This is a genomic window from Lacrimispora brassicae (assembly GCF_054772055.1).
In genome coordinates this window covers 15,826-29,821 of the sequence record NZ_BRYH01000009.1, presented here as the reverse complement: position 1 = coordinate 29,821, position 13,996 = coordinate 15,826, and the positions used below count along the sequence as shown (strand labels likewise).

Here is a 13,996-nt window from a genome sequence, read left to right as displayed (position 1 = left end):
ACCTCTTATTCAGCAAATTTATTCTTATGGTCATAGCGGTCGTAATGAATATCTTCGCTGATCAGATATTGATAGATATCGTCTACGATCTCTATCCCGTTCTTATCATAGTCCGCCTTTCTCAAAAGTCCCCGTTCTCCCGGATAATACACTTTGTCAAAGCCTTCTGCCGGTTTAATGGCAGCCAGTTCCTCCATGGTGGCGGTTATGTTCTCCTTAAAGCTTTCCAGACCCACAAATTTATTGGGATCCAGCACAATGTGAAGCTGCCCTAAATCCCTGCCCTTTGATAAATCTTCATACATGCTGCTTACATGCTTTCCAAAGGGAAGGCCCAAAAGAATGCCTGAGAGCATGTCAACCATCATCATTAGCCCGTAACCCTTTGCGCCTGCAATGGGAACAAGCGCATTTACCAGTGTGGAATCAGTGGTTGGATTTCCATTGACATCCACTGCCCAGGTACTTGGGATAGGCTCCTTTTTTGAACGGGCATACAACACCTTTCCCCAGGCCTGGACCGTAGTCGCCATATCAAATATAATATTTCTTCCGTCAGCACCCGGCGCTCCAAAAGCTATGGGGTTTGTTCCGTAGTAAGGCTCCGATCCACCGTAGGGGACCGCCATTGGGTCTGACTGGCACATGGAAATGGAAACCAAGTCCTCCTTTGCAGCCATTTCCACATAATAGCCCAGACTGCCGCTGTGGGAAATGTGCTTGGCTCCAACCACTGCAACTCCTGTTTCCTTTGCCATTTTGATCGCTTCTTCCATGGAAAGCACTGCCGCCGCATAGCCTGAGCCATTGTCCCCATGGAATATCCCGCTTGCCGGGCCTGTTCTCTCGAACTTAAATTCCGGATGAACGGTAATGCCGCCCTTTGCGATTCTTTCGGAATAATACTCTACCCTGACGGCTCCGTGGGAATGGATCCCCCTTGCATCAGACCATGTGAGGATATCTGCGGTAATATCTCCGTGTTCCTTTGTAAGCCCTGCCTTTTGAAGTTTCTTGCTGATCAGTTCATGTAATTGTCCTTCTGTTAATCTCATAAGATATCCCTGGTACCCCAGGAACAGCCTGGGGTACTGCCACAATTGTAAACCAAAAAAAATGTTACGTGGCAACCTTTCTTCGATTATATTTTCTTCTAACTTCCGGGAATTTTGTGCGCTGCCTTATAGTTCCACATCCCTGTTGCAGTCTTTTGAATACACATAGGCAAATTCCTCATTCCGCCCTACTCCGTAAGCCGCCTGTAAGCTGTAAGCGCCCATAAACAGATAGTCGCCCTTTTTAACGGGAATCCAGTGATTGTCCAGATTATACATTCCTTCACCGGAATAGATGTAGGCGCCATGCTCCTGGATATGGGTTTCAATGTAGCCGTGGCAGGCGCCGGGCTTAAAACTTAATATATGGAAATTCATATCAAATCCAATGTCAGTTGCCGACGGCAGGAAGTCCTTGACCCCCACATCTGCCATTCCCTCATAGGGAGTAAAGGGCACATCCCCGATATTTCCGCAGACAGTATAGGCTACCTGGCCCTCGATCCTATTATAGCGTCTCTTATATAAAAATGCCTTTGCCGGAGTATCTCCCACATTTTCAAAGCTCACCTTATTGCCCTCAGGAGAATAAATGTATCCCCCTTCCGTCAGTTCTTCTTCCTTATCTTCATTTTTCACAGTTACCCTGCCTTCCAGAATGTAGAGGAATACTTCGATCCCATCTCCTCCAAATCCCTTTGGATGGCCTCCGCCCTGCTCCATTGTTACCAGATAATCTACGAAGGAAGCTCCCATCTTAGGGGAAGCTAAAATGGTCACTGCGCATTTCTCAAATCCCGGTATCACGTTTTTCACCAGGCCATCCGGCTCTATTAATGCGAAATTTCCTCTCTTTACGATGGAACGGCTTGATAAAATATCTTCCCGGTACCCTGTTATTTGATTGATATAGCTCATGTTTCATTCTCCTTAACTTGTAATTATTTTGCCTTGCTGAAAAATGTCCTTGCATTAAATATCAGGAATAGTATGGTTCCCAGGATAAGAAGCAATGCCCCGATATAAAATCCTGCGGTTCCTGATCCTGTTTTATCTATAATAAATCCTGTTACCGCCGGTGCGATAATGGATGAGGACATTCCGAAAAAGTTAAACAGACCCAGGGTGGTCGCCATATTTTTTTTATTGGCCCTGTCTGATACATAGGAGATCAGGACCGGATCAACAGCCATCTTGCCCAGGAACCCATAAAGCAGTAAAATAATGGTCAGAGACAACGCATTTGGCATTGACATGGATAAGGCCACCAGTACGAAAGCGGACAGCTCCAGGCCAATGATGATCAGCGCCTTTTTCCCTCTGAATTTATCGGATAAGCCTGCAAAAAACAGCGCTCCAGGTACTGCCGTGACAGATATCATGGAAACCACAAGGCCAATCATTCCGCCGGTGATCCCTCTTTCTGACTCCAGAAATTTAGGAAGCCAGGTCACAATGAGATAATAGGCGTAGCAGGTGGAAAAATACAGTATGTAGCAGGAAATCATATTAAGAGAAAGCAAGGAAGTCTTTTTCTCTGTTCCAAAATCCACCTCTTCTGCCTTTTTGCTGTCTGTTCTTTGAACTGCATGGTGTCTTCCTCTGTCCTTGATTGCAATGGCAAACCAGATAACCAAAAGCACGATCAGGCTGGCTGAGATGGTCACCATTGTCTGCCAGGGCAGATGCAATGTCTTAACAATAAAGCTGGAACCTGTCATTCCAAAGATCAGACCCAGGGCGGAACCGCTGTTGACGATGGCAGTAGAGATTCCTTTTTTCTCAGGCGGTACGTGTTCCGCAGTTAAGGAAAAGGCGGCACCGTAATAAGTCCCGCAGCCTATACCGGCACATACACTGCCAAGGTAAACCATATTAAGGGACTTTGCCACGGCAATGCTGAAGGCGCCTAAAGCAAAGAGGATAAAGCCTGGTATAAGAACTTTTTTCTGTCCGAATCTGTCTACTAAAAATCCGGATGGGATCTGCAACGACGTATACCCAAAGAAATAGCAGCTTGCAATAAGTCCCATGGCTGCGTTGGAGTGCTGCCCCACTGTCCCCTGGATCTCTGTATAGATGGGCGACAGCATGGAACGGTAGATCCAGATGACCACCCAGCCTAAACAGAAAGTAAATACGATTGTCTTCCAATAATCCTTTGGCAATTGTTTTGTTAAACTTTGATCTCCCATAATGCCCCTCACTTTTCCTATTGATATGATAATTCATATAGAGATGACTTTAAAGCTTCAATTCCCTGTTTTAAGTCCGGCAGTTCCGTCCGTTCCGCCGGATTATGGCTGATCCCCTTAATACTTGGAACAAAGAGCATACCGGCAGGAATCCTGGGGGCTATGATCTGAGAATCATGACCTGCACCGCTGTGCATCATCCGGTAATTCAGCCCTTTTTCCCTGCAAACCTTCTCAATGAGCCGGATCATTTCGTCATTCATGGGAACAGGCTGCTCATCCATCCACAAGTCAATATTTATTTCCACCCCATACTTTTCTGCGATCTGCTTCATGTTCTCTTCCAGTTCAGTTGTAATGCTTATTAAAAGTGCCTGATCCGTATGGCGGCAGTCCATGGTAAACAAAGCTTCTCCTGGAACCACGTTCACCGTATTGGGTTTTACTTCAATTTTGCCAAAGGTCAATACCAGCGGATCGCCTATTGCTCTTGCTTTATTTAAGGAATCGTACACGATCTCGGAAAATACCTGGATTACGTCTTTCCTATATTTCATGAGAGTCGTTCCGGCATGATTGGCCTCTCCCTTTAAGGTGATGTTATATCTTCTCTGCCCTACGATGCCTGTGATCACTCCTACGGATTTCCCTTCCATCTCAAGGGTATTTCCCTGCTCAATATGTAACTCTATAAATGCTTTTACATCGTCCATGGAACCGCCATGATCCTTCTTAAAATCGAACCCGCACTCATGCATGGCATCTACGAATTTGATCCCTTGGGAATCTGTGAGATTTTCGACCTCTTCTTTTTTCGCCAGTCCAAACAGGTTTTTACTTCCCCAGAAAACATAGGGGAACCTGCTGCCCTCCTCTTCTGCCATGGAAATGACCTCCAGATTCTTTTTTGGCCTTCCGTGGTTTTCAAGTAAGTTTTTAACAGCTAAGTATCCTCCGAAGATTCCAAGCTGGCCGTCTAAATTCCCTCCGTTCACTACCGTATCCACATGGGAACCGGTGGCAATGGTGCCGGATTCCGGTTCCGTTCCAATGATCCTTCCATATAAATTCCCCACTTCATCAAATCTGGTTTCCATGCCTATTTGCTCAAATTTCTCCTTTAACGCCATCTGTACCTCAAGCCAGCTCTTGGAATACAGGAGCCTGGTCATCCCTCCTGTCTGGTTTTTCCCATAAGAGGACATCCAGTCCAGTACTTCCTTGATTTCATTGACGGAAATATCCATTTTCCTACCTCCTGAATCTTTTTTCTATCGATTCGAATCCATGCTTTTATTGTAAAGATATTTACTCTACAATACATCATCCAAACCAGATAATCCGGCTTTTAATTTTTGTGTGTTTAGCACAATGATTTTGAATTTATTAAGTATTTAATTAACAATGTTGTTAATTATTTTTCAATCCTAGGGGGCAGCTCTGGCATTTTACATGCTTTTTTTATGGGTGTTGTGAGGGCTTGGGGTGTTATATTATAGCAATGACCGGAAATATTATCTGATACAAGATGGAGTTATCCCATAAAATGGGGAGAGGCGCGGATTAAACATAGCTTTCAGATTTCAAACAAAAAGGACGCTCATTTCTGAACGTCCGGTTAAGAGAAAAGGAGCATCAATTTCACTGTATGGCACATCCTATATTTTTTAATTTCCTCTCAACTGCTGCCAAAGCAGTTAAGGGCTTTTCACACGGTCTTTAAGGAGTCTTCATGTTACCTCTCTGATAAGGCTCCTTTACTCATATCGTTATTTCTGTACTTATTGACAAAAAGATTTTCTAATGGTAACCTTTATGCATTGCATAAATAAGGGTATATATTACATAACAAAATTCTGAACTTATTCACCAAATGAATTTCCCTGCCGCAATGAATAATTTGAAAGGATTTTAAGAGTAAAATGAATGCTACAAGAGATCTGATCAACGGCAACGAAACAAAGGCCATGATAAACTTCGCCATCCCCATGATCATTGGCAACATATTTCAGCAATTATATAATGTTGCCGATACGGTTATTGTGGGAAAGTTCATCGGTTCCAATGCTCTTGCTGCGGTAGGCAGTTCGTTTTCCGTCATGGTTTTATTAACTTCCATCATCATTGGATTCTGCATGGGCAGCAGCGTGGTATTTTCTTTGATTTTTGGTGCCAACGAAATAGACAAGTTAAAAAATTGTTTCTTCACAGCTTTTGTTTTTATTGGAATCGTTACAGTTATCATCAATCTATGCTCTATCATTTTTATTGATGAGATTTTAACCTCTATCAATATCCCACAGGAGGTTTTAGAGGACTCAAAGACTTATTTGCAGATCATTTTTTATGGAATCAGCTTTACCTATATTTACAATTACTTTAGTGCTGCTATGAGGAGCATCGGCAATTCCGTGGTACCGCTTGTTTTCCTTATCTTATCTGCTGTCATTAATATCGTATTGGATATCATATTTGTTGTTCCTCTTCAGATGGGGATCGCCGGCGCAGCCTATGCCACAATCATTGCACAAGGCTTTTCAGCTATTGGCATTGCTGTTTATTGTATACTGCGAGTTCCTCAGATCCGCCTTAAACGGAAACATTTATATTTAAATAAAAGCATTGTAAAGAGAATTTCTAATTTCTCCATACTCTCCAGCATCCAGTATTCGGTTATGAATTTCGGAATTTTAATGATACAAGGTCTGGTAAACAGCTTCGGCGTTTCTGCAATGGCGGCTTTTGCAGCAGTCGTTAAAATAGAAAGCTTTGCTTATATGCCTGTGCAGGATTTTGGCAACGCATTTTCTACTTTTATTGCTCAAAATATAGGGGCAGGAAAGCAAAAGCGTATTTACACCGGAATACGCTCTGCCGTGAAAATAATAACCATTTACTGTGCTTTGATTTCCGTTCTTATATTGGTATTTGCAAAGCCCTTAATGTACATTTTTATTAATAAAAATGAAACAGAGATATTGGGGATTGGAGTACAATATCTTTTCATTGTAGCCGGTTTTTATTGCCTGATCGGGTATTTATTTATGTTTTACGGACTGTTCCGGGGAATAGGAAAGCCAGGAGTATCCATCATACTTACTGTTGTAAGTCTTGGCATCAGAGTTATCCTGGCTTATGTCCTCTCCTCTGTGAACTGGATCGGAATTGTTGGGATATGGTGGGCAATTCCAATTGGGTGGGCGATTGCAGATGTAATTGGCGTTATTTTAATCAGCTTGCACCATTCCAGGACATAAATTTTTCAAGGCAATGTGTAGGAGTTTTCTATATATGAAACGGCTTCTGCTCCATTCTCGATGGGTTCCTCCGCAGAAATATAGTGGAGCACATTGTTTTCATCCTCAAAAATCCAGCAGACGATCATGCTGGGCAGGGAATGATCCTCACTGATAAAAAAGCCGTAGATCTGAAATGCATTGTACTTGCCTAATGTAACCTGCGCACCCTCAATTTCATGTACCTCATTCTGCTCCAGATTATACCACACGCTGCTTGCTGCTGTTTCAGCAGTTACTTTCGCTTTTTGTTCCTCTGTCAGTCCATCATCACTAAAAATGTTCAAGGTAATAATGGAATTGCCCTGGGGATCGGAATACTGAAGATCCGTTCCGCCGTCCAAATCCCGAAAACGAACCCAGGTGGCAGGAATGGTCACATGCCCGAATTCATCCGTTCCAATGGTCTGCGAACTGCCCTCATTCCATTCAGGCTGAGTACCGATTGCATTTTCAGCCGCCACTCCGTGTGCCGCCTGATTAATTGTGAGGCTTCTCAAAATATGGTCCAATTCCGATTTGGCATATGTACCGGCTTCCTTTGACGGATATTCAACCAGAACCTGAACCGCTGTATTGTCATCCCTCACCACCGCTACACCAGTACCGCCTCCATCTTTATTGGAAACAAACATTGCGTTGTATTGATACACGGCTCCGCTGTTCACGGCCAAGTCAACCCAATCCGAATCGGTATGCTCAAATTGGAACGACTTAAAATTTTCATCAATCCGCGCAGTGCTTAAAACGTCGGTAAGCTGGCTCAGCGCTTCTTCATTAGTCATGCTGGGAAACACTGTTATCATATATGAAACAAACTTTTCGTCGTCCCGGTAGACATGGGACTCGTCTCCAGTACACCGGCTGTTTATTTCATAGGAAACACCGTCATGGCTGTAAACCTCCCAGCTTTCTTCCTCTAAAGTACTTTCCGTATTGCCAGTTCCTTGCAGTGCAGGTAAACTGCTTTCAGCAAGATTTCCCGACGGCTTCCCGCAGGATGTCATAAATGCACATATCAGGAACAATATCAGAAACATAAATCCTTTTTTCAATGTGATTCTCCTCTCATTTTATATTACAGTTGAATATATCTTTTCTGCTGCTTTAAATCTACGGTGCATCTATCTTTACACAGTGACTGGATGCACTCACGGTATTCCCTAATATTCCTGTCAGCATTACTAATGCAGCTTGTGCCCCATATTGGCAGGTTCCATATGATACTGATAATAAACTTTCTTTTCTATGTACATACCATGCTAACATAAATTCAAACTCTATCGCCTCTCAAAATCGTTTAAATTTTCTAACCTCCTGTATTATTTTAGACTGATGCCCCCGGCAGCAACGGGTATTTGCGCTATAAAGAACTATCGCCTTAATCAAAAACTGTATACTTCCTTTGATACTTCTTCGAAAATTCAAAACAACTCTCCCTCTTATGATTTCTTCAATATACTATGTTTTTCGTATTTTTTCTCTCAACATGTAATAATTAACGGTTTATATGTAGTTTAAAGAAAAAATATAAAACAAAGTAAAATTCAATTAATAAATACAAAATCCCCGGTATAGATTTAATGCTTTTATTATCATCCATATGCACAATAAAAAAGGTAAAAAGATATTCGGCCAGTATTCCAACGTCACTAATTCCCATTCAGGTTTATGATAAGGTAATGTACTTGTATCCGGATAAATAATTTCCGAACAAAAGCATATTGCTATTGAAACAATAATCCCAAATGTCATATTTGAACTTAATAACGGCAAAAAAACAAAAAACCGCCTCTCTTTTCGTTACTTTACAGTATAATACATTTTTCGTGATATTTATCTATTATTGGCCCAATAACGGCTTACATGTATTTTATAACCTTTTTTAATCTTTTTAATAATACCCTTTACAGTAACTTATTGACTTTTTGAAGATATCTGCCCGGATCTTTCTTGAGTAATACACCATAAAATTTTAGCCGGCAGAGTGGCTTTCCCAACCATTCTGCCGGCTAAAGTTAAATTACATTCCCTTATACTGCTTCCTTTCGCCAATCTTAAAATCCCCTAAATCTACCCCCTATGAAACAAGATTACTAAGTATCTCTGACCATTTCACCAATGATCATGTGACACAGAAATCTTCTCCCATGCCTTCATTCACTTAAATCCGCTGCCAAACAAAAATCAGCCCTTTACCGATCCCGCTGTAAGCCCTTCTATCATATATTTCTGAGCAAATGTAAATAAACACATGGTAGGGATCAATGACATAATGGTTCCTGCTGCCATTTCCCCCCATTTAATATCATATTTTAAGATCAGGGCATTAAGCCCTACCGGTATTGTCTTAAATTTATCCACATCAATAAACATAACCGACATAAAAAGTTCATTCCAGGAATTGATGAACGCAAAGATGAATGTGGCGGCGATGCCTGGCATAATAACCGGTACGATCACCTGAAACAATGCCTGCAAATAGCCGCAGCCGTCAATCCATGCCGCTTCTTCCAGGGATTTTGGCACTCCGTCAAAAAAGCCGCATAACGTCACAACGGAAAACGGTATCATCATATTGGTATACAGCATTGCCAGGCCATACAGATTATTCAGCATCTGCATCTTGCCTAACATCTGATACAATGGCGCCAGCATGATGAACATGGGTATCATCTGCGTCACCAGAAAAAACAGCAGCAGCACATTTTTAAAGCGGAAACGGAATCTGCTGATGACGTAACTGGCCAGAATGGAAATGAAAACCGAGCAGGCTGCTGCCACGGAAGATGTAAAAAATGAATTGCATAAATATCTGGCAAAATTACCTTTCCAGAGCATTGCCACGTAATTGACTAAAGAGACCGGATCCGGTAAATATTTCACCGGGAATGCGTAAATCTCCCCCTGAGACCCTTTTAAGGAAGTCAGCAGCATCCATAGGAAAGGGAACATGGTCAGCATAAGAAAGGCAGTAAGTACGACAAACTTAAATAATCTCCACACCTGTTTTTTGCGTGCTTCAGTCATATGTCATACCTCCTTATCCGTATATTTGGTAAGCGTTAAGTAAAACGAAGCAAATATCACAAGAAACAGGATGCACAATACACCCACAGCGGAAGCCATGCCATAGTCCAGACTCTGGACCAACTGCATCATGTAGGAAGTGATGATATTGGAAGATCCGGCCGGACCTCCCTGTGTCATGGAATAAATAAGATCCGGGAAATTAAAGATCCAGATCACCCTGAGTAAAACCGTCAGCAATAACACGGACCGGATACAAGGCACTGTGATTGCGGAAAATTTCTGAAACGGACTTGCCCCATCCACATCAGCGGCTTCATAGAGTTCTTCCGGAACCCCTCTTAAGGCAGCCGTGATCATGATCGTAAAAAATGGAATCCCATACCATATATTTGCTATAATGCAGGAATACAGCGCCGTACTCTTACTTGCCAGCCAGCCCACAGGAAGGCGGATCAAGTGCATTTTCATCAGCAGGTCGTTGATCACACCGGAGGTACCGTTAAACATCCAGCGCCACATGATTCCGATAATAAATCCGGAGACTGCCCAAGGGGAAAAAATCAAACCCTGGTACACGCTGCTTCCCTTAAATTTCTTTTTTAAGAGCAGGGCCATGGCAAATCCTGTTACAAACTGGAAAAGCAGGGAAAGTCCCACCCACTTGACGGTATTCCACATGGTGGAATAGAAGGTATTGCTGGTACTATGTTCAAATAACTTTTTAAAATTATCAAATCCCACCCATTTGATATTTTTAATATTCATCAGGTTATAGCTTTGGAAAGCCATCATGGAACCCCTGATCATAGGATAGTAAGTAAATATAATAGGAATGATGATGGCGGGAAGAACCATAAGAAAGATAAAACAGGCTCTTTTCAATTGCAGTCTTGATTTTTGTTTCATACCGCTTCCTCCTCTTTACTGCCTTTCATCCGTAAGAAGTCTGGAAGGAGAGATCTCTCCTTCCAGAAATTTCTTATGAGATTTAATTCCTGTCCAATGCTTTATTTTTCTTAATGATTACCACTTCTGTCCTTCATCCTGATATGCTTTTGTCCAGAATTCATCCAGCCATTTTAACAGATCATCATCTGTAATCTCGTCGGTCAAATACTTCTGATACATGGTATCCACCTCTGTTTTATAGGTGGCAAACGCTTCATACATCTGAGGATATGCCGCATGACGGTAACTTTCCGGTTCTTTTGCCATATCCATATACATGGCAAACCGTGCCTCTGAAAAATAACTGTCTTTTTCCGCTGCATCACTGTGAATCGGAATGGTGGAATAATTCTTGGCAAAGTATGTATTGTTCTCGGAATTGGAGAGGAACAGAAGGAAATCCGCTGCCTCATCGGGATGTGCCGTAAAGGAGGTCATGCCCCAGCCAGCAAATCCGTTTGGAAAAACTGCCTGCCCGGATGGTCCCTTGGGGAAGGGAACCAGATCCCACTGGTCATCCTGTAAATCAGTGGAGCAGGTGGCAATCACTTCCGGATCCTGAATCAGCATAGAGGTGGTTCCTCCCACAAAGCCCTGTACCATTTCAGAAAAACCCCATGCGATGGAGTCCGTAGGAGATGCATTTTTAAATAGATCCTTATAGAAATGAAGTGCTTCCTTTACCTCCGGCAAAGTAAAAATAGTTGCCCCATTGCCATCCTTTAAAAAATAACCGGCATTGGGATCTGCAAGCTTATCAGTACCGATCCAGCTCCAGTAAATCGTATCTGCATACTGATAACCGCTTGTGCCGCCGCGGAATGAATAACCAAAACGGCTGCTGGCCGGATCCGTAATGGCAACCCCTGAGTCATAAATATCCTGCCAGGTTTCAGGCTGCTTTAAGCCTTTTTCCTTAAACCAGTCGGCCCGGTAGTAAAGACCCCTCCGATAAAATCCATAAGGAACCATGTAAGCTCCGTCTTTCATATAATGGATCACTTCTTTGGCAGAATCTGTCAAAGTGTCTTTATCTGACCAGCCATCTAAGTATTTCTGAAAATCTGCAATCCATTCATTGGTCACAAACTGGGTGATTGTGGAATCTCTTACTTCTACAATATCCACACCGTTTCCATTCATCAGCATCTGGGTGATTTTCGAATCGGCATTCTCCAATGGCGGGGATACAATATCAATCTTGATATTGGGATGCTCTGCCTCATATTTGTCCGCAATTTCCCGTAAAACAACCGTTCGTTCCGGACTTGTCAGGGATTCTACCAGGCTGATGGTGACCCCATCACCCGCCTTTCCGCTGTCCGCCTTTGCTGCTTCTGTCTTTGCTGTTTCCCCGCCTGCTGCTGATGTTGCTTCTGAGGCTGTCTTTCCACTGCATCCTGACAGAATAGCCGCCGCTGCCAACACCAATACTGCTGCTCTTTTTTTCCTCATCTTTTCTCCTCCTTTTATTTGTTTTGCTTATATTTGAGCAAGAGACGATTCCAAATCTGAAATCAAGGCCTCTGTACCTTCCAGTCCGCAATGAATTCGGATAATCTTCTGAGAGCCGCCTAAAACTTTGCAGCGATTCTCTTCCATCCTTGCATGGGGTAAAAATACCAGACTCTCAAACCCTCCCCATGATACGCCGATCTTAAATATTTGAAGGCTTTCCGCTACTTTTTCAGCGTCTTTTAAGGTTCCATGAATCTCAAAGCTCAAAAGTCCCGTATTTCCTGACTGTTGTTTCTTCATCAGCAGGTATTGGGGATGGGACTCCAGGCCGGGATAATACACGTTCTTTACTTTAGGATGGGTTTCCAGGAACCTGGCAACTGCCATTGCGGTTTCCTGATGCTGTGCGATACGGACTGCCATTGTGCGAAGACCGCGGATCATCAGCCAGGCTTCCATTGGCCCTGCAATGCCGCCCAGCAGTTCCCTGTTTGCTGTCAGTTTTTTCAACAATCCAGGATCATTCACTGCCAGCATTCCGCCGATGATGTCACTATGGCCCCCAATGTATTTTGATGTGGTATGCATCACAATATCTGCACCAAGAGTAAGGGGCTGCTGGTAAATGGGAGTGCAGAACGTATTATCAATATAGACAAGGGCATGATGCTTTTTTGCAATCATTGAAACCGCTTCAATATCCTGCAGGGAAAATACAAGAGAAGAAGGGCTTTCCAGAATAATTAAGTCTGTTTTATCCGTTATGCTTTCCTCAAATTCCTCCACCCAGTCTCCCTTTACAAACGTGGTGGAAATGTCCATGTGCTCTTTGCAGTATCCAGTCAGAAAATCTTTTAACGGACCATAGGAATTATGGATGCATATTATGTGACTGCCTGTTTTGCATACAGTCAATACTGCCGTTGTTGCAGCCGCCATGCCCGACGCAAATGCCAGGGCTCCTGCTCCATGCTCCAAAGCCGCAATTTTATCTTCCAAAATCCTGACTGTGGGGTTCTGCACTCTGCCATAACAGTATTTGTGCTTATCCGTCCGGTCAAAATCATAGTATTCGTCTATGGTTTCAAATACATTGAGAGAATTCATGAAAACCGGCGGAACCACCGCATTATAGTAATGTTCATATTCCTCTCCGTAATGGGCGGTAATTAATTTATCACTTTTTAAGTAACGGCTCTGATCTGACATAATTTTACCTCTTTTCTCCTTTGATTCTTTGTCCTATATGCTATATGCTATAATATAGGTTAAGTTGTTATAAAACATATTCGTGGTATTTTAAATCATTATATTTGCTTTTTAATATCTCGGTATACTGCATCTAACAATTGCTCATTGATGATCTGTGCTTTCTTCACATTTTTTTCCCAGATCGCTTCATACAGTTTTTCATGCAATGGCAAACTTTCTAAAAAAGGATCTTCCATATTGAGGGGAAATTCCCAGAACTGATCCATTACATGGCTGATGGATAAAATCAACTGATACATAATGTCATTATGGGACAAACGGTATATGGTATAATGGAACTGTTTGTCCTCTTCTGTCTGTCTTACTCCCTGATGAAATTTTTCCATTAATACCTTAGTAATATCGCCCAGTTCATTCAGTTCTTCTTCCGTAACCGTATGTATCACCATTCGGAGGATTTCACGTTCCAGAATCTTACGCACTTCCAGAGCTTCCAAAAGCTTTCCTTTTTCCCTGGTAAAATCAATCAGTGATAAAAATGCACTGTCCTTCTGACTTCCTACGTACACACCCTTTCCATTCCGCACTTCCAAAACATTGCGCGCCTCCAGGGTCTTCATAGCTTCTCTTAAGGAAGTTCTGCTTACCCCCATCATTTCCAGTAATTGTTCCTGGGACGGAAGCCTGTCCCCTGCTTTTAAATCATTTTCTTCAATATAATTCTGTATATAACGAATAATCTCTAACTGAAGGGATGTCCGTTGTATCTTATTAGCCATCTATTATCTCTCACATCTCT

11 protein-coding genes are annotated in these 13,996 nt (G+C 42.6%); 1 reads left to right on the top strand and 10 read right to left on the bottom strand.

What is annotated here, in order from left to right; all coding sequences use genetic code 11:
- Positions 1-5: 5 nt before the first annotated feature.
- The 4 genes from allD to allC all read right to left on the bottom strand — a co-directional run bounded on the left by allD (position 6) and on the right by allC (position 4,497).
- On the bottom strand, positions 6-1,055 hold the full coding sequence (gene allD, locus ACYVD3_RS05850; RefSeq protein WP_460641575.1) for an ureidoglycolate dehydrogenase: 1,050 nt from the start codon (positions 1,053-1,055) through the stop codon (positions 6-8).
- Positions 1,056-1,181: 126 nt separating this feature from the next.
- Positions 1,182-1,973: a (S)-ureidoglycine aminohydrolase gene (gene allE, locus ACYVD3_RS05845; RefSeq protein WP_460641574.1), complete on the bottom strand. Its 792-nt coding sequence runs from the start codon at positions 1,971-1,973 to the stop codon at positions 1,182-1,184.
- A gap of 23 nt (positions 1,974-1,996) precedes the next feature.
- Complete coding sequence (locus ACYVD3_RS05840; RefSeq protein WP_460641573.1) at positions 1,997-3,250, bottom strand: MFS transporter; 1,254 nt, start codon at positions 3,248-3,250, stop codon at positions 1,997-1,999.
- Positions 3,251-3,267: 17 nt separating this feature from the next.
- Positions 3,268-4,497, bottom strand: coding sequence for an allantoate deiminase (gene allC, locus ACYVD3_RS05835; RefSeq protein ID WP_460641572.1), 1,230 nt, complete (start codon positions 4,495-4,497; stop codon positions 3,268-3,270).
- Positions 4,498-5,172: 675 nt separating this feature from the next.
- On the opposite strand from allC, the gene ACYVD3_RS05830 reads away from it, so the two are divergent.
- Entirely contained in the window at positions 5,173-6,507 is a 1,335-nt protein-coding gene (locus ACYVD3_RS05830) for an MATE family efflux transporter (RefSeq protein WP_460641571.1), read from the top strand.
- Between the two features lie 5 nt (positions 6,508-6,512).
- Here ACYVD3_RS05830 and ACYVD3_RS05825 read toward each other — a convergent pair whose 3' ends face one another.
- The 6 genes from ACYVD3_RS05825 to ACYVD3_RS05800 form a co-directional block, all read right to left on the bottom strand.
- Positions 6,513-7,601 (bottom strand): hypothetical protein, encoded by a 1,089-nt coding sequence (locus tag ACYVD3_RS05825; protein WP_460641570.1) that lies wholly within the window; start codon positions 7,599-7,601, stop codon positions 6,513-6,515.
- Positions 7,602-8,733: 1,132 nt separating this feature from the next.
- Positions 8,734-9,576, bottom strand: coding sequence for a carbohydrate ABC transporter permease (locus ACYVD3_RS05820; protein WP_460641569.1), 843 nt, complete (start codon positions 9,574-9,576; stop codon positions 8,734-8,736).
- 3 nt (positions 9,577-9,579) lie between these two features.
- Positions 9,580-10,485 carry a carbohydrate ABC transporter permease gene (locus ACYVD3_RS05815; RefSeq protein ID WP_460641568.1) on the bottom strand — a complete coding sequence of 302 codons (906 nt, stop codon included), beginning with the start codon at positions 10,483-10,485 and terminating at the stop codon, positions 9,580-9,582.
- Between the two features lie 117 nt (positions 10,486-10,602).
- Positions 10,603-11,982, bottom strand: coding sequence for an ABC transporter substrate-binding protein (locus ACYVD3_RS05810; protein ID WP_460641567.1), 1,380 nt, complete (start codon positions 11,980-11,982; stop codon positions 10,603-10,605).
- 27 nt (positions 11,983-12,009) lie between these two features.
- On the bottom strand, positions 12,010-13,194 hold the full coding sequence (locus tag ACYVD3_RS05805; protein ID WP_460641566.1) for a trans-sulfuration enzyme family protein: 1,185 nt from the start codon (positions 13,192-13,194) through the stop codon (positions 12,010-12,012).
- Positions 13,195-13,292: 98 nt separating this feature from the next.
- The gene (locus ACYVD3_RS05800) at positions 13,293-13,976 is read right to left on the bottom strand and encodes a FadR/GntR family transcriptional regulator (protein WP_460641565.1); all 684 of its coding nucleotides are present in this window, start codon (positions 13,974-13,976) and stop codon (positions 13,293-13,295) included.
- Positions 13,977-13,996: the final 20 nt, after the last annotated feature.

Excerpts from the sequence above, each read along its gene's own strand:
- ACYVD3_RS05820 (WP_460641569.1), bottom strand. The coding sequence starts at position 9,576 with ATGACTGAAGCACGCAAAAAACAGGTGTGGAGATTATTTAAGTTTGTC.
- allE (WP_460641574.1), bottom strand. The coding sequence starts at position 1,973 with ATGAGCTATATCAATCAAATAACAGGGTACCGGGAAGATATTTTATCA.
- ACYVD3_RS05805 (WP_460641566.1), bottom strand. The coding sequence starts at position 13,194 with ATGTCAGATCAGAGCCGTTACTTAAAAAGTGATAAATTAATTACCGCC.
- allD (WP_460641575.1), bottom strand. The coding sequence starts at position 1,055 with ATGAGATTAACAGAAGGACAATTACATGAACTGATCAGCAAGAAACTT.
- ACYVD3_RS05800 (WP_460641565.1), bottom strand. The coding sequence starts at position 13,976 with ATGGCTAATAAGATACAACGGACATCCCTTCAGTTAGAGATTATTCGT.
- ACYVD3_RS05815 (WP_460641568.1), bottom strand. The coding sequence starts at position 10,485 with ATGAAACAAAAATCAAGACTGCAATTGAAAAGAGCCTGTTTTATCTTT.
- ACYVD3_RS05810 (WP_460641567.1), bottom strand. The coding sequence starts at position 11,982 with ATGAGGAAAAAAAGAGCAGCAGTATTGGTGTTGGCAGCGGCGGCTATT.
- ACYVD3_RS05830 (WP_460641571.1), top strand. The coding sequence starts at position 5,173 with ATGAATGCTACAAGAGATCTGATCAACGGCAACGAAACAAAGGCCATG.
- ACYVD3_RS05840 (WP_460641573.1), bottom strand. The coding sequence starts at position 3,250 with ATGGGAGATCAAAGTTTAACAAAACAATTGCCAAAGGATTATTGGAAG.
- allC (WP_460641572.1), bottom strand. The coding sequence starts at position 4,497 with ATGGATATTTCCGTCAATGAAATCAAGGAAGTACTGGACTGGATGTCC.